This is a genomic window from Exiguobacterium sp. s132, from assembly GCF_018617235.1.
GTDB lineage: Bacteria > Bacillota > Bacilli > Exiguobacteriales > Exiguobacteriaceae > Exiguobacterium > Exiguobacterium profundum.
Genome location: NZ_JACSJU010000001.1, coordinates 1971914 through 1991571, shown reverse-complemented (window position 1 = coordinate 1991571; position 19658 = coordinate 1971914). Strand labels below are relative to the sequence as shown.

Annotated in this window: 20 protein-coding genes; 12 read left to right on the top strand and 8 right to left on the bottom strand. The window is 48.2% G+C overall.

Annotated features, from left to right (window positions below; translation table 11 throughout):
* Positions 1–6: 6 nt before the first annotated feature.
* A complete protein-coding gene (locus KNO78_RS10100; protein ID WP_012727536.1) occupies positions 7–222 on the bottom strand; it encodes a hypothetical protein in 216 nt (71 codons plus the stop codon).
* 121 nt (positions 223–343) lie between these two features.
* On the opposite strand from KNO78_RS10100, the gene KNO78_RS10095 reads away from it, so the two are divergent.
* The 4 genes from KNO78_RS10095 to KNO78_RS10080 all read left to right on the top strand — a co-directional run bounded on the left by KNO78_RS10095 (position 344) and on the right by KNO78_RS10080 (position 2824).
* A complete protein-coding gene (locus KNO78_RS10095) occupies positions 344–577 on the top strand; it encodes a WYL domain-containing protein (RefSeq protein WP_074035487.1) in 234 nt (77 codons plus the stop codon).
* Positions 574–774 (top strand): helix-hairpin-helix domain-containing protein, encoded by a 201-nt coding sequence (locus tag KNO78_RS10090; protein ID WP_047794766.1) that lies wholly within the window; start codon positions 574–576, stop codon positions 772–774. The genes KNO78_RS10095 and KNO78_RS10090 overlap by 4 nt, the downstream gene beginning before the upstream one ends.
* Positions 775–925: 151 nt before the next feature.
* A complete protein-coding gene (locus KNO78_RS10085; RefSeq protein WP_196431365.1) occupies positions 926–2383 on the top strand; it encodes a UDP-N-acetylmuramoyl-L-alanyl-D-glutamate--2,6-diaminopimelate ligase in 1458 nt (485 codons plus the stop codon).
* A 96-nt stretch (positions 2384–2479) separates the two neighbouring features.
* A complete protein-coding gene (locus tag KNO78_RS10080) occupies positions 2480–2824 on the top strand; it encodes a YflT domain-containing protein (protein WP_012727532.1) in 345 nt (114 codons plus the stop codon).
* A gap of 67 nt (positions 2825–2891) precedes the next feature.
* On the opposite strand, the gene KNO78_RS10075 is transcribed toward KNO78_RS10080, so the two are convergent.
* Positions 2892–3884, bottom strand: coding sequence for an MDR family oxidoreductase (locus KNO78_RS10075; RefSeq protein ID WP_159563073.1), 993 nt, complete (start codon positions 3882–3884; stop codon positions 2892–2894).
* 143 nt (positions 3885–4027) lie between these two features.
* Between KNO78_RS10075 and KNO78_RS10070 the strand changes: the two genes are divergently transcribed.
* Positions 4028–4450, top strand: a complete 423-nt coding sequence (locus KNO78_RS10070; protein WP_012727530.1) for a hypothetical protein — start codon at positions 4028–4030, stop codon at positions 4448–4450.
* A gap of 18 nt (positions 4451–4468) precedes the next feature.
* Here KNO78_RS10070 and KNO78_RS10065 read toward each other — a convergent pair whose 3' ends face one another.
* The 4 genes from KNO78_RS10065 to KNO78_RS10050 form a co-directional block, all read right to left on the bottom strand.
* A complete protein-coding gene (locus KNO78_RS10065; protein ID WP_012727529.1) occupies positions 4469–4678 on the bottom strand; it encodes a hypothetical protein in 210 nt (69 codons plus the stop codon).
* A gap of 82 nt (positions 4679–4760) precedes the next feature.
* A complete protein-coding gene (locus KNO78_RS10060; protein WP_214690380.1) occupies positions 4761–5468 on the bottom strand; it encodes an SDR family NAD(P)-dependent oxidoreductase in 708 nt (235 codons plus the stop codon).
* 11 nt (positions 5469–5479) lie between these two features.
* The gene (locus tag KNO78_RS10055) at positions 5480–5869 is read right to left on the bottom strand and encodes a GNAT family N-acetyltransferase (protein WP_074035497.1); all 390 of its coding nucleotides are present in this window, start codon (positions 5867–5869) and stop codon (positions 5480–5482) included.
* The gene (locus KNO78_RS10050; RefSeq protein WP_196431363.1) at positions 5866–6882 is read right to left on the bottom strand and encodes a serine hydrolase domain-containing protein; all 1017 of its coding nucleotides are present in this window, start codon (positions 6880–6882) and stop codon (positions 5866–5868) included. The genes KNO78_RS10055 and KNO78_RS10050 overlap by 4 nt, the downstream gene beginning before the upstream one ends.
* A gap of 118 nt (positions 6883–7000) precedes the next feature.
* Here KNO78_RS10050 and KNO78_RS10045 point away from each other — a divergent pair, with 118 nt between their 5' ends.
* A complete protein-coding gene (locus KNO78_RS10045) occupies positions 7001–7951 on the top strand; it encodes a GGDEF domain-containing protein (protein WP_214690381.1) in 951 nt (316 codons plus the stop codon).
* Positions 7952–7971: 20 nt separating this feature from the next.
* Here KNO78_RS10045 and KNO78_RS10040 read toward each other — a convergent pair whose 3' ends face one another.
* Positions 7972–9750: a solute:sodium symporter family transporter gene (locus tag KNO78_RS10040; protein WP_196431361.1), complete on the bottom strand. Its 1779-nt coding sequence runs from the start codon at positions 9748–9750 to the stop codon at positions 7972–7974.
* Between the two features lie 182 nt (positions 9751–9932).
* Between KNO78_RS10040 and KNO78_RS10035 the strand changes: the two genes are divergently transcribed.
* Entirely contained in the window at positions 9933–10562 is a 630-nt protein-coding gene (locus tag KNO78_RS10035; protein WP_196431360.1) for a hypothetical protein, read from the top strand.
* Between the two features lie 53 nt (positions 10563–10615).
* Here the strand turns inward: KNO78_RS10035 and mgtE are convergent, their stop codons facing one another.
* Positions 10616–11974 (bottom strand): magnesium transporter, encoded by a 1359-nt coding sequence (mgtE, locus tag KNO78_RS10030; RefSeq protein WP_196431359.1) that lies wholly within the window; start codon positions 11972–11974, stop codon positions 10616–10618.
* Positions 11975–12296: 322 nt separating this feature from the next.
* On the opposite strand from mgtE, the gene arcA reads away from it, so the two are divergent.
* The 5 genes from arcA to KNO78_RS10005 all read left to right on the top strand — a co-directional run bounded on the left by arcA (position 12297) and on the right by KNO78_RS10005 (position 19587).
* Positions 12297–13526: an arginine deiminase gene (gene arcA, locus KNO78_RS10025; RefSeq protein WP_196431869.1), complete on the top strand. Its 1230-nt coding sequence runs from the start codon at positions 12297–12299 to the stop codon at positions 13524–13526.
* Between the two features lie 21 nt (positions 13527–13547).
* Positions 13548–14576: an ornithine carbamoyltransferase gene (gene argF, locus KNO78_RS10020; protein WP_196431358.1), complete on the top strand. Its 1029-nt coding sequence runs from the start codon at positions 13548–13550 to the stop codon at positions 14574–14576.
* A 52-nt stretch (positions 14577–14628) separates the two neighbouring features.
* Complete coding sequence (gene arcD / locus KNO78_RS10015) at positions 14629–16104, top strand: arginine-ornithine antiporter (protein WP_012727520.1); 1476 nt, start codon at positions 14629–14631, stop codon at positions 16102–16104.
* 14 nt (positions 16105–16118) lie between these two features.
* Positions 16119–17081 carry a carbamate kinase gene (arcC, locus tag KNO78_RS10010; protein ID WP_196431357.1) on the top strand — a complete coding sequence of 321 codons (963 nt, stop codon included), beginning with the start codon at positions 16119–16121 and terminating at the stop codon, positions 17079–17081.
* A 202-nt stretch (positions 17082–17283) separates the two neighbouring features.
* Entirely contained in the window at positions 17284–19587 is a 2304-nt protein-coding gene (locus KNO78_RS10005; protein ID WP_230872848.1) for a glycoside hydrolase family 31 protein, read from the top strand.
* Positions 19588–19658: the final 71 nt, after the last annotated feature.

Sequence of the window (19658 nt, the reverse complement as noted above, 5' to 3'; positions counted from 1 at the left end):
AACGATTCAAAAAGTGTGATAACAATTCGGACAAGTTTGTGCGTCTCCCGGCGCGCGTTTGAATGATGTTTTACACTTCGGACAAGTGACGGTTTCACTCTGTTGATTGAACAAACTGCCACGATTGAATAAAATGTTGCGAAGGTTTGGTAACGCGAGCGCAGCGAAAATCATTGCCCCGAATAAAAAGGCAGCCAAGATCAGTAATAATACATAAGTCATCGGTTTTTTCCTCTCTCATTTGATTTCCTTCATCATAATCGAAATTTGAATCAGCGAACAGCTTATCAATAGAAATAGGAACAAATGTTCTGTATAATGAAAATAAAGGAGGGAAAACAGGATGAGAGAAGAATTGTTACGATGGATGCGTTCGGGACAAGTCACAGAAATGGTGTATGTCGATCGACATGGGACATTTTCAGAGCGGCGGGTCAAACTGATTAAAGTGCAAGGAGAGTACGTGGTGGCATGGGATTTGAATAAACAAGCGAGACGAACGTTTCGAATCGAGCAAGTTCTTGCCTGTCTTCCCATCAACGGACGATTTAGAAAGCGAAAGGCGGAGATTGGATGATTGCCTTACCAACGTTAGCAGCGCCAGCTAAAAGGGCACTAGTCGCTAAAGGAATCGAGTCTCTGCATGAATTGTGTCCCTATACACGCCGTGAGGTTGCGAGTTGGCATGGAATCGGACCGAATGCCCTTTTTGTCCTTGAGGCGGAGCTACTAAAATACAATTTAGCATTCAAAATGGAGGAACCTAGTACGTGAGTGCAACGTCTAGGTTTTTTTTGTGAAGTGATTGCTTTTCTTTGAAAACGGGAAGTAATATATTTGTCATCTCAATTGCCGTTAAAATCTAGTAACATGACGATAAGGTTTTATGAACCTAGCGACACCCATGAGAAAGGACGTACACAGCATGAGAACGAAACGTTTATCCGCCATTTTACAAAATGAGATGGATGACATTTTTGATCCATGGGTGACCGGAGTCGAAACCGATTCCAGGAAGGTCAGTTCAGGGAATGTCTTTATTTGCATTCGCGGTTATACGGTTGACGGTCATAAGTTCGCGGAGGACGCCGTCGCCAACGGTGCGAGTGCGGTCATCTCAGAATATCCACTCGATCTCGATGTTCCGAATGTGGTTGTTGCCGATACGAAACAGACGGCAGGAGAGGTTGCGAGTGTATTTTATGATCATCCCTCTCATCGGATGCGTATATACGGTGTGACAGGAACGAATGGAAAAACTACGACGGCGACATTGACTTATGATTTGTTGCGTCTTTCAGGACGTCGTGCCGGAATCGTTAGTACGATTGGCGCGCGTTTTCATAATCAAACGGTTGAGACAGCCAATACGACACCAGAAGCCGTCGTCTTACATCGCATATTAGCAGAGATGGTCGATGCAGGCGTCACGGATTGCGTACTCGAGGTATCATCGCATGCCTTAATGGAAGGTCGCGTAGCGGGAATACACTTTCATGCTGCTGCGTTTACGAATTTGACGCATGATCATTTAGACTATCATCGTTCGATGGATGAGTATGCCCGGGCCAAAGCGCGATTGTTTGAACAAGTGGAAGTGACGAATGGTGAGGCGATTGTGTTAAATGCGGAAGATCCGGCTAGTCATGTCATGGCTGAGTTTGCGCCGACACGTCAAGCCATTATGTATAGTACAAAAGAGGACATCGAGGCGGACATCCAAGTGATTTGGCGTGAAGAAACGGTACTCGTCAGTATGAAGGAGTTCAAGCTCGAAGTGCCCGTCCGATTCATGGGGGCGTTCAACGCAGCGAACTTAGCGGCGGCCATTGGACTTGTGTCGACTTCGGATATGGCGCTACGGACCATCGTTTCAAATGTTCCAGGACTCACCTTGCCAAAAGGGCGGTTAGAACGTTTAGCTACAGAGGATGCCGAGATATATATCGACTATGCTCATACACCAGACGGGCTAGAGAAATGTTTGTCTACATTGCAACAAGACGACCGTGCACTTGTCGTCGTGTTAAGTGCGGCAGGAGACCGAGATCCCACGAAACGTCAAGATATGGGACGAATCGCAAGCCGCTATTCAAACGAGGTGATTGTCACGGTACATGATATCCGCATGGAAGACCCGAAACAAATCATTCGTGACTTAGTAAAAGGAATCCAACCGGATGTGAAGTATGTGACGTTTGAAGCAAGGGAAGAAGCCCTGCGCCATGCGGCCACGCAAGCGTTAGAAGGAAAGCGTGTCGTGGTCGTCGGGAAAGGACATGACCACATCGAACGGATTGGTCGCCAGTCGATTCCATTCAATGAATCGAACATTTTATTAGAAGAATTGAAAAAGCGAAAAGGGCAGGAACCTGCCGTTTAACAAAACGATGACGTTTGTCATCGTTTTTTAATGTGTGAAGAACAGGAAGGAAGGTAATAACTAATAATGTAGTAGAATTGAAGGAGGAGAATAGACATGTCAGTTTTGTACAAAGAATTTACAAATGATGAAGAAGTCGTTACCGCCGTTCAATCGATGAAAACAAATGGGATTGATGAATCTAACATCTACGTCATCACACATGACGATGATCGAAGTAAGCGTGTCGCGGACAATGCCGATGCGAACACCGTCTCAGCAAGTGACGTCGGTTTGGGGACAGCTGCCAAAAACGTGTTCCGCAAAAAAGGAGATGAACTGCGAGCCGATTTTCAGGAGCTCGGCTTCACAAAAGAAGAATCAGAGCGTCTCGAAGAAAAGTTAGATCAAGGGAAGGTACTCGTTGTCGTGAAAGACGCACCTGCCGGATTCACCATCTGATTTCACACCATGGAGAATAGAGAGGAAAGAGGCTGAATCGTGAGTGATTCAGCCTCTTTTCATGTGCTTAGCGAAGGCGGACGACGGTACGACCGCTCAATTCGCCACGCATCATCGCCTCGGCGTGACGAGGGACGTCGTGTAACGGAATCTCATGGATCATCTCGTTGAGAACTTTCGGATCGATGAGTTCTTCGAGGCGTTCCCATGCGTTCGTACGACGAACCATGGGTTGCATGACCGAATCGATGCCGATGAGCTTCACGCCGCGTAAAATAAACGGATAAACGCTCGTCGGCAACTCGGCGCCTCCGACGAGACCGCATGCGGCGACAGCACCTTCATATCGTATCTGGCTCAAGATGTTGGCGAGTGTATTTCCACCGACCGAATCGATAGCGGCATCGAAGCGTTGCTTGGCAAGGGGACGGGCAGGTCCTTCTAATTCGCTTCGATCGATGATCGTCTCGACACCGAGTGAGCGTAAGTATGGTGAATCTGTTTTACCAGTGGAGGCGACGACATGGTAGCCGAGGCGACGAAGCAACGTAATCGCGAAGCTTCCGACACCACCTGTCGCTCCTGTGACGAGCACTTCTTCGCCTGGACGCACACCAGCGTGTTCGAGTGCATCAATGGAAAGCATGGCGGTGAGTCCTGGTGTTCCGATGGCGATTGCATCTCGCATGCTCATTCCTTTAGGTAACTTCACGAGCCATTTCCCCGGTACTTGCGCATACTGGCTAAATCCACCGAAATGCCGTTCCCCAATCCCGAAACCAGTGGCAATCACCTCATCGCCAACTTTGATGTCGAGGTGGTCTGATTCGACGACAGTTCCAACGAATTCGCATCCCGGAATGAACGGATAGCGATTGACGATTTTTCCTGAAGTCGTCAATCCGAGCGCGTCTTTATAATTCAATGCGGAATAGTGGACTTCGACTAAGACGTTTCCATCCTCTTCTTTCGGAAGGACGTCGGCGTTCACTTCTTTTACTTCGGCATGAAGGCGTTCCTCGTGTTGGTCTAGCACGAGTGCTTGGAATGATTCATTCATCTGCTTAACCTCTTTTCCTATAGATGTCCTCACTCTAACAGTCTTTCCCTGGCAAAATGAAATATATGCACGAATCTTTAGGGGGAAACGGGTAGAGAGTGGTACAATAAAGGGGATTCAAATTGCGTAAGGAGGAATGTAGTATGCGGCACGATGACTATGAGTTTGACGATGTAGAAGTAGAAGAAGGCGAATTGTTCAACGTATACGATATTCTCCCACCAGACGGGACGATCCTGGAGATGGCGACAGCTGAGGAAATGGTTCGAGCGGCCGAATTAGAAGCGAAGCATCATGCGCTCCAACGGCTCCAAGATTCAAACTTCCAGTTAACAGGCGTGTCGTTCAAAGAACTTCTGACAGAATTTGAACAGTATGAGCAAGAGTCAATGGAGTTCTGGACAGGTGTTTATAACCGATTACGCATTCCTTGGGCGTGGACGATTCGAATCGATGTGGCCAATGGTCCGATTCACGTCGTGAACGATCGCGATATCTTTATCGATGAAGACGACTTCGAAGAATATGATGTTGATGATTTATTAGAGGAATACGAAGAAGATTGAATCAAAAACGTCTTTCCCTCATTCAGATGGGAAAGACGTTTTTTTGTCGTGGAGCAGGTCGTGACGGATTCGGCTGAGTTCAGTCGCCCCAAATAATAATCCGACACTACATAAAATTGAAACACCACTCACCATCGCCCCGACGACAGCGGTATCACCAATCATTGTGAACGACATTGTGAGGCTAAACAGTCCAAATAGCAGTAATCCTCCAGCAATGGTTTTCATAAAATTCACCCTTTCACGTATCTATGCATGTAGTGTAGACGGTTTGACGAGAGAAGGGTGTTTCTTTTTTTGACCTGGTAAATTATTTGATTAAGTCGTAAATCGAATAGGTCTTGCCATTTTCTAGAGGACGGTCAATCAACTGTTCAGCAAATATACGAGCGACCGTTTCAGGAGAACGGAGTCGTCCTTCTGTTTCGTATGCACGGAATTGTTCAAGGTCAGCGAACGCCTCTTTCGAGGAAGAACGAATCTCCGCCTGCATCGACGTATCCATCACACCTGGATTGAATAGAGCTGCACGATGTGAGGTTCCTTCTAGCTCTAGTGCAAGCGTCTCCGTGAAATGATCGAGTCCTGCTTTCGTGCCACAATATGCGCTCCAACCTGAGATCGGACGTTTGGCCGCGCCAGAGGTCACATGAATCAAATCGGTCGGCTTACCGAAAGCGAGGACCGCATTCGCCAATAGCATCGGCGCAAGCAGGTTGGCGTGGACATGAGCGGTCACTTTCTCACCATCTAATTGTCCGACACGATGAATCGGTTCAATCCATGCTGCATTTTGAACGAGCAAAACCGAATCAGCCCGCTCTAGAAACGGTGTGATCTCCCGAATGACTGCATCAATCCCCGAGACGTTTGATAGGTCGACTGATCGTTGCTGATACGTAACGTCTTCCGCCTGTGAGCGAGAGAGCCCGACCACCTCGTAATCTCTAGCTTGTAGTTCCTGAGCGATGGAACGGCCGAGACCACGCGATGCGCCTGTGATGAGAGCAAGTTTCATATACATTCCTCCTATTCGTGAATCGTTTTCCGAAAACCGTAGAACGGACGAAACCGTAATTTCTCGTAATATGTGTGGGAATTTTGACTTGCGAGCATCTCAAGCCGTGTGTCTGGATAAAGTGTATGGACGTGTTGGAGTAACTGTTCGCCAAGACCACGTCTACGATATGTAGAAGCGACCAACAGTTCACAAACATACAAACTGACTGTCGTATCAGTCAATCCGCGCAAATAAGCGACAATCTTTCCATTTTCAGACTCCATCACATAGGTGACGTTTGATTGACGCCATGCCTCACGGGTCAACGCGTCACGTTCTACCAATTGGCTCCAACCTTCATCGCGATTAAGTTGTTGAATCGAGTCAAAGTCTGATTCCATATAAGTACGAATGTTCATTCAATCCGTTCTCCAATCTGCATTTCAATCTGTTTCATGACGTCGAACGCCCCATCTGATTGATTTGAACAAATGACCGAGATGGTATCGATTTCTGGATAGTAACCAGAATGGAAACTGACACCAGGGTCATAGCCCATCACGTGATATTTATAGACATCTCCCGATGCGTGATGTTGAATCCAAAGTCCGTATCCATAACTCCCGCCGCGGTCATTAACCGTCACGTGTGGTGTCAAAAGAAGCGACGTAGAAGCGGTATCAAGAAGCTGATGTGAAAACAGCGATTTCCAAAATTTAGTCATGTCTTGAGCGGTCACATACGCGCCACCATCTGCTCCTCCTTTGATTGGAATCGCATATTGGTTTGTACGCCATGTGCCGTCCGAGTGGTCAATATAACCGAGTGCTGTTCTAGAAGGCAAGGCATCGAGTGAAAAGTATCCAGAATCAATCATACCAGCAGGATGAAAAATCGATTGTTCGACATAGTCGGTGAAAGATTGCCCGGTCACATCTTCTACAATCAACCCTAACAGAATATATCCTGCATTATTGTAGGAGAATCGAGAACCCGGTTCGTCTTTCATAGATTTTTGTTGAAACAACGGTAAAAAATCACGTAACTGTTGAAGCCGATACATCGGGATATCACGCCATAGCGCTTCAAAGTCATCAGAGACGGATTCATCAAAATAGTCAGGGATTCCTGATGTGTGCGTCAACAACTGATGTACGGTGACGTTTGGTGACAGATGAGTTAAGGCAAATGTTTGAAATGAGTCAAGCGAGGTGGAAAAGGATAGTTTCCCTTGCTCGACTAACTGGCAAATCGCGATTGCTGTAAACAGCTTGCAACCGGACGCAATTCCGAACCGTGTCATCACGTCATGTTGAATCTGTTCTGAGCGATTCGCATAGCCGTAAGACTGGTGGATTGATCCGTTTCGATTGGTGAGCAAATAGACACCCGAAAATGTCTCGTCAATCGATGGATGTGTGAAATGTGGCATGAGAAACCTCCATGTATTGAGTGATTCAATAATTCGACTATATCATGTCCATCACAATCTCTCTAAAATTTACTCAATTTTCAAAAAAACATTTACCAAATAACAGGAATTGAGACAGGTGTCTGACCTCGAACGTGGTACGATATGGGCGAACAGAGAGGAAGTGGATTCAATGACGTTATTCTTCTGGGGGATACTCGTTGGATTTTTAATTGCCTTGTGGCTATATAAACGTCCACAGCCACATTCACAGTCTCTTTCGTTTATGCATTTCGGGAATCAAACGAAAGATGTCATTTACATTTTTGAAACGAAACCGACGTGGCGTTTCCGATACATCAGTCCTTCTTTAGATTTATATCTCGGAGACGGGACGGTGATGCAAAGTTATTCAGATGCACAAGAGTGTTTTCGGAGAATCCACCCGGACGATCGGCGACTATTACTCGATAAAGTGGCGGGACGCGTCAATTATGAAGAAGCGATTCTTCAACGATGGCGCACGAATGACGGCGCTTACGTATGGTTCGAGGAATATACGACGCCAATCTATGAGAATGGTGAAATCGTAGCAGTTCAAGGTGTGATTCGGAACATCGAAGCAGCCATGACCGAGCGTGAACGTCTCATGTATGAAAGTCGCCACGATAGCTTGACCGGTGTCTTCAATCGTCGGGCGTTTGAAGACACCGGTCAAGCAGAAAATGCGTGTAACGTCGGAATCATCGTGCTGGATGTGAACGATTTGAAAGTCGTAAACGACATGGAAGGACATTCTGCTGGTGACGATTTGTTGAAACGGGTCGGGATGATTCTTCAGGGAATTGAATCATCCGTGTATCGTTTAGGGGGAGATGAGTTCGTCTTGTTTCTAGAGATGATGCCCCGCGACGCATGTGAACGAATGGTTCTTCAAATCGAAGCAGCTTGTCAAAAAGAATCGATTTCTGTCGCCATCGGGTTGGCGTGGGCATCATGTCCGGAAACGATTGAGGCGCTTTGGCAACGTGCGGACGATGCCATGTATGAACGGAAGCGACAACAAAAAGTAGACCTCCTTGACGTGTAAGTTCAAGGAGGTCTATTGGTTTAGCTGCTTTGTTCTTTTACATCGGACGGCTCTTCACCCAAATTGTTTAGATAGCGTTCATAACGAGAAATACCATAGCGGTAAGATGCCCAGATGAGCCCGGACGTTATGACGACAAGTCCCACTGTCAGTGGAGCAAACCATCCGGAAACGATGCCGTTCGCATAAGCGAGTCCGATTGGCGAGAAGACAAGGTAAACGAAAATCATCGAAGCGACGAGCAAAATGGATGTCGAAAGGGCATGACGCCATGGTTTGACTCTCCCTAGTTCGATTCGGATCGGATTCGCTTGAAGCATTGGTCGCACACGCGCAAATACGAGCATGATCCCCGTCTCGATGACGAAGAGGATTCCGTAAATATGGATAAAGTTGATGCCGATTTCGACGCCGAACCATTGTTTCGTCCCCCATACGAGGAAATAGTAAGCGATGACGTGGAAAAAGACGACGGTCTTCGCGGCGATTGGCGGCACACGTTTAACAAGCATCCCGATTAAAACGATGACGAGAATCGGGATGTTGAAGAAACCGGTGAAGCGACGAATCAAGTCCCACAAGCCATCTGGCGCATACATAAGATTCGGGGCGACAAAGAACGAGACGAGTGCAACGAACGTCCCGAACCATTTGCTGACGCGAATCAAATCTTGGTCAGAAGCATCCGGTTTAAACTTCGGTTTGTAAATGTCGAGTACGAAGAGCGTCGCGATACTATTCAAGAGCGAGTTGAACGAGCTGAATACGGCACCGAGCAAGACGGCGAGGAAAAAGCCCATGAGCCACATCGGTAACAGCTCGGCAATCAAACTCGGATAAGCGAGGTCTGCCTTCTCGACGTTCGACCCGTACAAGTGAAACGCGATGACGCCAGGTAACAACATGAAGATTGGAACGAGTAATTTCAAGTAGCCGGTAAAGAGAACGCCTTTTTGTCCTTCCGCTAAGTTTTTTGCACCGAGGGCCCGTTGAATCACGTATTGATTCAGTGCCCAATAGAACAAGTTCGCAAAAATCATTCCGGTGAAAATGGAGAGAAACGGGACCGAGTCGTTAGCGGAACCGATGGCGTTCAACTTTTCGGGATTCGTCGTCGCAATCGTCTTCATCCCGTCCAATAAATTCCCGTCCCCTAGTGCGAGAAAGCCTAGTGTCGGAACGAGGAATCCAATGATGATGAGTCCGATCCCGTTCAACGTGTCCGATACGGCAACGGCACGAAGACCTCCGAAGATGGCATAAATCGCCCCGATAATCCCAATGAACCAAACGACGAGCCAAAGGGACTGCTCAAAGCTGATGCCGAGAAGGGCCGGCACATCGAACAGTTGCAGGACGGCTAATCCACCCGAGTACAGCATCGATGGAATCGTCACGCACATATAGCCGAGTAGAAATAACAAGACAGTCAATCGACGAACGTCCTCGTCATAGCGTTGACTTAAAAATTCAGGAATGGTCGAAATTCCGATGCCAAGAAAACGTGGCAACAAAAAGAGCGCCATGATGATGGCAGCGATACCGGCCGTCACTTCCCATGCCATCGCTGACATGTTGCCGGCGAACGATTGGCCATTTAAGCCAATCAATTGTTCCGCTGACAAGTTGGTCAACAGGAGCGATCCCGCGATGAAGACACCCGTTAAACCGCGACCAGCCAAGAAGTAATCGTCGGCGCTTTCGACTTTTCCTCTCGTCATGCGATACGAGACGTAAGCGACGAGCGCCATGAACAGGGCGCCGGTCACGAGTATGTAGAGTACTTGTTGAAATGTCATGAAATCCCCTCATTCCTTACTTATGTTTTATATGTATTTTTAGGAAATACCCTAAATTATAAGAAGGTAGTCCTATTGTTTTGATCGAATCATACAGAAACCATGAACGTGGGGACGATTGCGTACTTGTCGTACGAGAGTAGAAAATCGATGAGGATGGATGGACCGATGGGAGGGACCTCGTGAAGAAGTGGATGATTGGAATGTTATCTGTTGTAGTGATAGCAGGTTATATCATGTTTAGCGAAATGCTGAAAGAAGAAAACACGAGTGATTTGGCTGTGACCGAAAGCTTCCGACACATAGACGATTTAGCTACAAGCTCGCCGATTGTCATCGTCGGCAAAGTGAGCAGTGCTCCCAAACCGTTTACACATCAATCGGTCACATTCTTTGAATCACACATTCAAGTGCAGCGTGTCTATCGAGACGTGAATGGTCAACTGAAGTCAGCCGATACGATCACCCTTTTACAAAATGATATGGAAGAAGACCCGCTCGTCAAACGAGACGAGACCGTTTTGCTGTATTTACAAAGATATGAAGGACCCGTGATGGAGAATGCATATCGGATTGTCGGTCTACAACTGGGACATTTCAGAGTGAATCGGACGGGGACACTGACTTCGGTAGGAAAACCTAACCTTTATCAAGAAAGCGGGCTCAGTGCTGACTTGAGCAAGCTAGAGACATCATTGAAAGACAATCCTTATGTGGAAGAAAGAAACGAAGTGATGACGGATGAGGAAATCAGGGCTTTTAATGAAAATGAAGTGCGTTTGTTTGAGGAGTCTCAACAACATGACGAGTAAAAGCGGCGCTGACAACATCAGCACCGCTTTTATAATCGGATTTTTTTCAAATGTCATAAAAACTGGAGCATGGACGTCGCGACCGTGAAGTAGATGATGAGACCGAGGTTGTCCATCAGCGTCGTGATAAACGGTCCAGAGGCAACAGCGGGGTCTAACTTCAGGCGATTGATGAGAAGCGGGACAATCGTTCCAATCATCGTGGCGACACTGAGTGCGGCGAAGATAGAAACCCCGACAATGAAGCCGATCAGCATATTGTCGTATAGCAGCGTGATGACGCCAAAAATGACAATCATACACGCAATCCCTAAGATGATGCCGGTTCCGAGTTCGCGTCGAATCATCTTCATAACGTTCTTTCGATTGATGGTCCCGAGTGCAATTGAGCGCACAGCGACGACGAGTGATTGCGTGGCTGCGTTCCCGGCAGAGCCCATGACAAGTGGCATGAAGACGGCGAGTAGCACAATCGTCTCAAGGGTGTCTTCGAAACCGCCAATCGTCGAAGCTGTAATCATGCCGAGAAACATGAGGCTGACAATCCAAGGGGCACGTTTTTTCGCTGCTTCAAGCGGACTCATGTTGATATCAGACGAACCTTTCGTCGCGGAGAGTTCTTCAAAGTCTTCTGTCGTTTCGCGCTCGATGACGTCTAATACATCATCGACCGTGATGATGCCAAGTAGCTTTTGCTGATCATCGATAACGGGAAGGGCCAACAAATCGTACTTCTGGACAATCCTGGCCAAGTCTTCCTGGTCGGTCATGACGTTTGCCGAAATGACGCGGAACCCCATGATGTCTTCAATTTTCGCCTCGAGCGGTGCGACAATCAAATCACGTAAGGAGACAACACCAACCAGTTGGTGCGCTTGGTCGACCACATATAGGTAATAAATCGTTTCGGCATCTGGTCCGAGTTCACGCAACTCTTCAAGGGTCAGTCCGACCGTCTTATCAGCTTGAAGGACGACGAACTCGGTCGTCATGAGCGATCCAGCCGTTTCCTCCGGATATTGCATCAAGTCTTTGACTTCTTGTTCCTCGATATCATCCATCTGCTCAAATAGCGTGTCCATGAACGCATCGGGTAGTTCCCGCATCAAGTCGGCCGCGTTGTCCGAATACATTTCATTCAAGATTCGGACGGCATACGGTTGGGGTGTTTCTTGGATGAATGTACATTGCTCTTCTAACGTCAGTTTTTCAAATAGATCGGTGAATACCTCAGGGGAGATGGTTCGATACACGAACGACCGCTCATGTTGAGTCAGTTCGATAAAATGATCCGCCTGTTCACCCGGGTGGAGAGAGAGAAAAAGGTCTTGAAAATCGACCGGGTCTCCCTTTTGAATCAATGTACGAAGCGCTGCTTCATGTTCGTTGTATTCCGTTTCTTCAATTTTCATATGCTCACATCCTGATCTCTCACATTTTCAATTTCATTTACGGTGAATAAAAAAAGTTTTCTACATTTTTTAGGGCGATGCTATACATCAGCCATACATCTTATTTCCCTTTGCCATCGTCCTGATTTCTAGAGCATTGTTTGTTCATTCACATGAGTGAACATTTATTCATATCAATGCGGAATCGACAACAGATGAACTGTCGGATTAGACATTCGCAAATTTGGTAAAGTGATAAGGTAAGGGTAGTCACACACCCGAATCACAAGGAGGAAGCGAGATGATCTCAATGACGAATCAACCGATTTCACAAGATACGACGCTGAAACATCCGATTCATGTGTATTCAGAAATTGGAGAATTAAAAACGGTATTACTGAAGCGACCGGGCCGGGAGTTAGAGAACCTTACTCCAGAATATTTAGAGCGCCTCTTGTTCGATGATATTCCCCATTTGCCGGTCATTCAAAAAGAGCACGATTATTTTGCGAGTGCGCTTCAAAATCGTGGTGTGGAAGTCCTTTACCTCGAAAAACTAATGGCCGAAACGTTATCACTCCCTGGTGTGCGCGAAAAGTTTGTCGCGGATATCTTATCGGAGTCCAAATCAAATATCAACGGTTCTTACGAAACATTAAAAGAGTATTTACTCGATTTTGATAACGAAATGTTGATTGAGACGGTGATGGCCGGTATCCGGAAATCGGAAATCAAGCCAGAAAAACGCCGACATCTGCATGAAATGATTGAAGATACGTACCCCTTCTTTTTGGATCCAATGCCAAACCTCTACTTTACACGAGACCCGGCCGCTGCAATCGGTCACGGACTCTCCATCAACCGCATGAAAGAACCGGCACGTCGCCGTGAATCGCTCTTCACGCAATACATTATGCGCTATCACCCACGCTTTGCGAAACATGATGTTCCCATCTGGTCGGACCGTGATTATCGGTTTGCGATGGAAGGGGGAGACGAACTCGTCTTGTCGAAAGAAGTCGTCGCCATCGGCATCTCGGAACGAACGACCGCGCAAGGCATCGAGCGTGTCGCCCTCAACCTACTCAAGCATGGAGACAGCTTCAAAAAAGTCATCGCCATCGAAATTCCAAAATCACGCGCCTTCATGCATCTTGATACCGTCTTCACGATGGTCGATCATGATAAATTTACCATCCATCCGTTCATTCAAGGACCGGAAGGGAAGATGAACATTTTCGAGCTCACGCTAAACACGGAAGGTGAACTTCAGATTGCTCAGCACTCGGATTTGTTGAAGGTGTTAAAAGATGTCCTCGGCTTACAAGAGGCGACGTTGATCCCTTGTGGCGGTGGGGATCCGATTGCGGCAGCCCGCGAACAGTGGAATGATGGATCGAACACGCTCGCCATCGCGCCGGGTGTCGTGGTCACGTATGACCGAAACTATGTCTCGAATGAGTTACTTCGTAAAGAAGGCGTCGAAGTAATCGAAATCATGTCGAGTGAACTATCGCGCGGCCGTGGGGGTCCACGTTGCATGAGCTGTCCGATTATCCGCCAAGACATCTAAATGTGATAAGGAGGAAGCAGTATGTCTACAACGTTCAATTTTGATTTGAAAGGTCGTCATTTTTTATCGCTAAACGAGTTTTCGGGTGAAGAAATCAACTACTTGATCGACTTGTCTGCTGCATTCAAACGTCAGAAAAAACAAGGTGTTCCACATCGGATTTGTGAAGGTAAAAACATTGCCTTACTCTTTGAAAAACCATCGACACGGACGCGTTGTGCGTTCACTGTCGCTGCCATCGATTTAGGGATGCACCCTGAATATTTAGGCAAGAATGATATTCAATTCGGGAAGAAGGAATCGGTACGTGATACCGCGATCGTTCTTGGACGCATGTTTGATGGCATTCAGTTCCGTGGCTTCGCTCATGAGACGGTCGAAGGTCTTGCAAAAGACGCCGGCGTACCGGTGTGGAACGGTTTGACCGACTTGTATCATCCAACCCAAATCTTGGCCGACTTTTTGACGGTAAAAGAGCAAAAAGGAGAACTTGCCGGAATTAAATTTGTGTACGTAGGTGACGGACGGAACAACATGGGAAACACGTTGTTGATCGGTGGTGCAAAAGTTGGGATGGATATGCGAATCTGTGCGCCGAAATCGCTCTGGCCATCTGACGAGATCGTGAACTATGCGAAGTCGGTCGCCGTTGAAACAGGGGCTGTGATCACCTTGACAGAGAGCATTGAGGAAGCGATGGACCAAGCCGACGTCGTTTACACCGATGTCTGGGTATCGATGGGCGAGGAAGCGGCGTTCGCAGAACGAATCGAACTGTTGCGACCGTATCAAGTGAACATGGACATGCTTCAAAAGAGTGGCAATCCGGACATCATGTTCTTACATTGCCTTCCGGCATTCCACGACTTAGAAACGGAGGTCGGGCGGGCGATTCATGAGCAATATGGGTTGACTGAAATGGAAGTGACCGACGAAGTATTCCGTAGCCGTCATTCGTTCGTATTTGATGAGGCAGAAAACCGGATGCATACCATCAAGGCGGTGATGGCAGCGACGCTCACGGAGACACGCGAATGGCTTGATCGTTGACGAGGAGGGGGTTTCCCCTCCTGCTTCAAAATAAGCGAAAGGGATGAGTAGAATGTCTACGAAGTTGGAGCATGACTCAGGTGGTTCGGCTGGAGTACATCCTGAAAAGAAAGATAAGCGGTTAGGTCTCGGAGCGTTGACGGCACTTGTCGTCGGGTCGATGATTGGCGGTGGCGCCTTTAACTTGGCTGCCGATTTGGCGCAAGGTGCGAATGCGGGTGCCATTCTTATTGGTTGGGTCATCACGGGAATCGGGATTATCGCGCTCGGTCTCAGTTTTCAAAATTTGACGATGCGTCGTCCAGATCTCGATGGTGGCGTATACAGCTATGCACGGGCAGGTTTTGGATCGTTCGTCGGATTTAACTCGGCATGGGGATATTGGTTGTCTGCCTGGCTTGGAAACGTGGCGTATGCCACACTGCTGTTCAGTTCGGTCGGTTATTTCTTCCCGATTTTTGAAGGGGGACAGAATATCGCGTCGATTATTGGCGCATCGATTATGCTTTGGCTCGTGCATACACTCATCTTACGTGGGGTACATGAGGCATCGATGATCAACATCGTCACGACGATTGCCAAGCTCGTCCCAATTTTTGCATTCATTACGATTACCTTGTTCTTCTTTAATCTCGAAAACTTCACCTTCGATTTTTGGGGACAAGGCGGCTTCTCATGGGGAAGTGTTCGTGACCAAGTCGTTTCGACGATGCTCGTGACACTTTGGGTCTTTATCGGTGTGGAAGGGGCCGTCGTGCTATCTGGCCGTGCTCGGAAACGTTCGGACGTCGGGAAAGCAACCGTTATTGGGCTACTTGGAACGCTCGTCATTTATTTGCTCATTTCTATCATGTCGCTCGGTCTCATGACTCCCGAAAATGTAGCGAACGCCTCGCAACCAGCGATGGCATATTTGCTCGAGTCGGCCGTCGGTCCGTGGGGTGCGATGCTCATCAACGGGGGACTCGTCATCTCTGTCCTTGGCGCATGGCTCGGTTGGACGCTGTTAGCGGCAGAAATCCCATTCGTTGCCGCCAAAGATGGAGTCTTCCCGAAATGGTTCACGAAAGAGAATCAAAATCAAGCTCCTGTCAATGCCCTTTGGCTAACGAATGGGTTGATTCAGCTCTTCCTCTTCACATTCTTGATTTCAGATGCCGCATATAACTTTGCCTTTTCTCTCGCTTCGAGTGCGATTTTGATCCCATACGTGTTCTCGGCCTTTTACCAAGTGAAAGTGGCGAAGAACGGAATCGGATACAGTTCCGGTGAACGAAAAACACGCGATTTAGCGATTGGATTGGTCGCTTCCGTTTATGGACTATGGCTCATATACGCCGCTGGAATCGATTATTTACTTCTCACTACACTTTTATATGCACCGGGAACCCTTCTCTACATGAAGGCACAACGTGAAAATGGCATCAAGTCACTCACTAAAACGGAATGGATGGTCGCCGGTGTGTTGACCGCACTGGCCATCTTCGCAGTCGTACGCATACTATCGGGTAATATCTCAGTCATTTGATCGGGGGTATGGATATGGAGAAAAAACGTGTGGTCATCGCCTTAGGCGGGAATGCGATTCAGCAAGGCAAAGATGCGACAGCCGAAGCACAAATACAGGCAGTTGAGGCAACGGCGGAATCTCTCGCTGCACTCATCGCTGAAGGAGTCGAGGTCATCATCACGCATGGTAACGGTCCGCAAGTTGGAAACCTGATGTTGCAACAAGCCGCATCAGACAGTCCAGCCACACCAGCGATGCCGCTTGATGTCTGTGGTGCGATGACGCAAGGGATGATTGGATACTGGTTTGAAAACGCATTGACCAAAGCACTGCGTGCACGTGGCCTTGAACAGCATGTGGCCTCGCTCGTGACACGAAGCATTGTCGATCCGAACGATAGTGCGTTTCATCATCCGACTAAGCCAATCGGTCCATTTTATACGGAAGACGAGGCACTTCATCTCGAACGGACGACGGGTTATGTCTTCAAAGAAGACGCAGGACGGGGATATCGTCGTGTCGTCCCGAGTCCGATCCCTATGAAAATCGCCGAACACACCGTCATTCGAACACTCGTTGAAGCTGGGCACATCGTTGTCGCTTCCGGTGGCGGTGGCATTCCGGTTATGGAGACAGCGGATGGATACGTCGGCATCGAGGCAGTGATTGATAAAGATTTCGCGGCTGCAAAACTGGCTGACCTCGTCAACGCAGATGTGTTACTCATTTTGACGGCTGTCGAACATGTGTATGTCAATTTTGGGCAGCCAGATGAGATGGCACTTCAAGAAACGTCGAAAGAACAGATGGAGACCTATATCGCTGAAGGGCAGTTTGCACCAGGTAGTATGTTGCCGAAAGTAAGAGCGGCGCTTCAGTTTGCCGAATCCGGTACGAACCGTGTCGCCATCATCACGTCGCTCGATCAGGCTTTAGCAGCCATTGACGGGGAAGCGGGCACACGTGTCCGCCTGGCTCCATCGCTCCAACAATAAGAATGTGTCGCAGACGTGAAGCGTTTGCGACTTTTTTTGTTTTCTGCCCGGATTCAAGGGGAAGGAATGTTGTATGCCAAAAATGAGATTGCTATCATATTCAGTGTAAACGTTTGCGCTAATTTCAGGAAGGAAGTGACGGAGAGCGGAATCGCTCGAGTGTATGCGCCTATTCGAAGAAAATCATGTATATGAGTCGTGGATGAGACCAAAAGCAAGGGAAGAGGCAATCGTGCAAGGAAGCTGTTATCGATTCACCGTTTTGACGAGTCAGTTGATTCGGATGGAATACGCGGAAGACGGAATTTTTGAAGACCGTGCCACCCAAGTGGCGTGGAATCGGGAATTTGACGTTCCACAATTCCGAGTGATTGAAGATGAGACAGAGCTCCAAATCATCACAGAACATGTTCATTTGTATTATACGAAAGGTCCGTTCGCACCGAACACGCTCTATGTGGACGTGAAAGGGAACTTTAGTACGTATTATAGCCGCTACATGTTCAACGGTCCGGAGCGGACACTGAAAGGGACGGCGCGGACGCTCGACCATGTGGACGGGGCGACGGAATTAGAAGAAGGGATCCTCTCCAAACAAGGGTATGCGATCATTGATGATTCATCCTCATTTTTGATGACTGATGATCGCTTCGTCGAGCCGAGACGAAAAGGAATTCATGACATTTACTACTTTGGATATGGCCATGACTATAAACAGGCACTTCGAGACTTTTACACGTTGACGGGTCCGACACCGATGCTTCCTCGTAAAGCGCTCGGGAACTGGTGGAGCCGGTACTGGCGATACGACGAAAAAGAGTATAAGACGTTAATGCGCCGTTTCAAGTCAGAAGATGTCCCGTTCTCGGTCAGTGTCATCGATATGGACTGGCACGTGACGGACATCCCCGAAGAGTACGGGAGTGGATGGACGGGCTATTCGTGGAACAAAAACTTGTTTCCCGAACCGAAACGTTTCCTCAACTGGTTAAAGGATGAGGGAATGATGGTAACGTTGAACCTGCATCCCGCGGACGGTGTCCGTGCGTTTGAAGATCAGTACGTGGCGATGGCCGAGGCTATGGGCGTCGATCCGGAATCGGGGGACCGAATCCCGTTCGATTTTTCGGACAAACGATTCATTCAAGCGTACTTCGAACAAATGCACCATCCACATGAGGCAGACGGCGTTGATTTTTGGTGGATCGACTGGCAACAAGGGTCGACCTCGAAGATGGAAGGACTCGACCCGTTATGGATGCTAAATCATTATCATGCCATTGATATCGCCCGTGACGGCAAACGCCCGCTCATTTTTTCTCGTTACGCCGGACCAGGGAGCCACCGTTACCCGGTCGGATTCTCAGGAGATACAATCATCTCGTGGGCATCGCTCGCCTTCCAGCCGTATTTTACAGCGACAGCGACAAACATCGGCTACGGGTGGTGGAGTCACGACATCGGAGGGCATCATCGCGGGGAAAAAGATGATGAACTCGCTGCGCGTTGGGTCGCATATGGGGTGTTCAGTCCAATCATGCGTCTCCACTCGACGTTCAGCACATTTAACGGGAAAGAGCCTTGGCGTTTCGGAATCGAAGCCGAACAGTCGATGAAGCGATTCTTACGCTTACGTCACGAACTCATCCCTTATCTATATACGATGAATTATCGTAACCATGCCGATGCGCTACCACTCGTGTTACCGATGTATATCGAACATCCCGATGACGAAGCGGCTTATCAGGTACCGAATCAATTTTATTTTGGCAGTGAACTCATTGTGTCCCCAATCATCACACCGATGGACCGGAAGCTCCACGTCGCCGGAACGAATGTCTGGCTACCAAAAGGAGAATGGTTCGATTTCTTCACAGGACATCGTTACGAAGGCGACAAGTCGATTCGTGTATTCCGCGGTCTTGATGAACAACCAGTCTTCGCCAAAGCGGGTGCCATCGTTCCGCTCATGCCACATAAACCGCATGAGAATGAGACGGGGAACCCGAGCGAGCTAGAAGTACTCGTCTTTCCAGGTGCCTCGAACACGTTCACGATGTATGAAGATGACGGAGAAAGCCGCGATTATGAGACGGGTGCCTCGCTTGAAACGACGTTCACGCTCGACTGGGAAGCGCGGACGCTTCTCATCGAGATGTCAGGAGACTTGACCCTCGTTCCAGCGAAGCGGACATTGACCATTTTGGTCCGAGGTGTTGTCGGGGAAGGAGACTACGACGCTGAGACGCAGACGCTACACATTCCAATCGGTGAATTGAAGCAAGAGCAGACGGTGGCGCTCCCTGCCAATGTGACGCAGAACGCTCATCGACTTGACCGTCTCTATCGATTCTTAGACCGAGCAGAAATCGCCTATGATTTGAAAGATCGGTTGTACCAGATGGCGACAACGAAGACACGTCTCGAAGCATGGCTGTTTGACCTCCATGCGTTAGAACTCGATCGAGATTTGCAAGACGCGTTATTAGAACTGATGTTGGACTAAAATAAGGGGGGAGACCCCCTTTTGTCATGTCAGAAAACTGTCGGATTTTGAAAGCGTTATCATTTCAAATC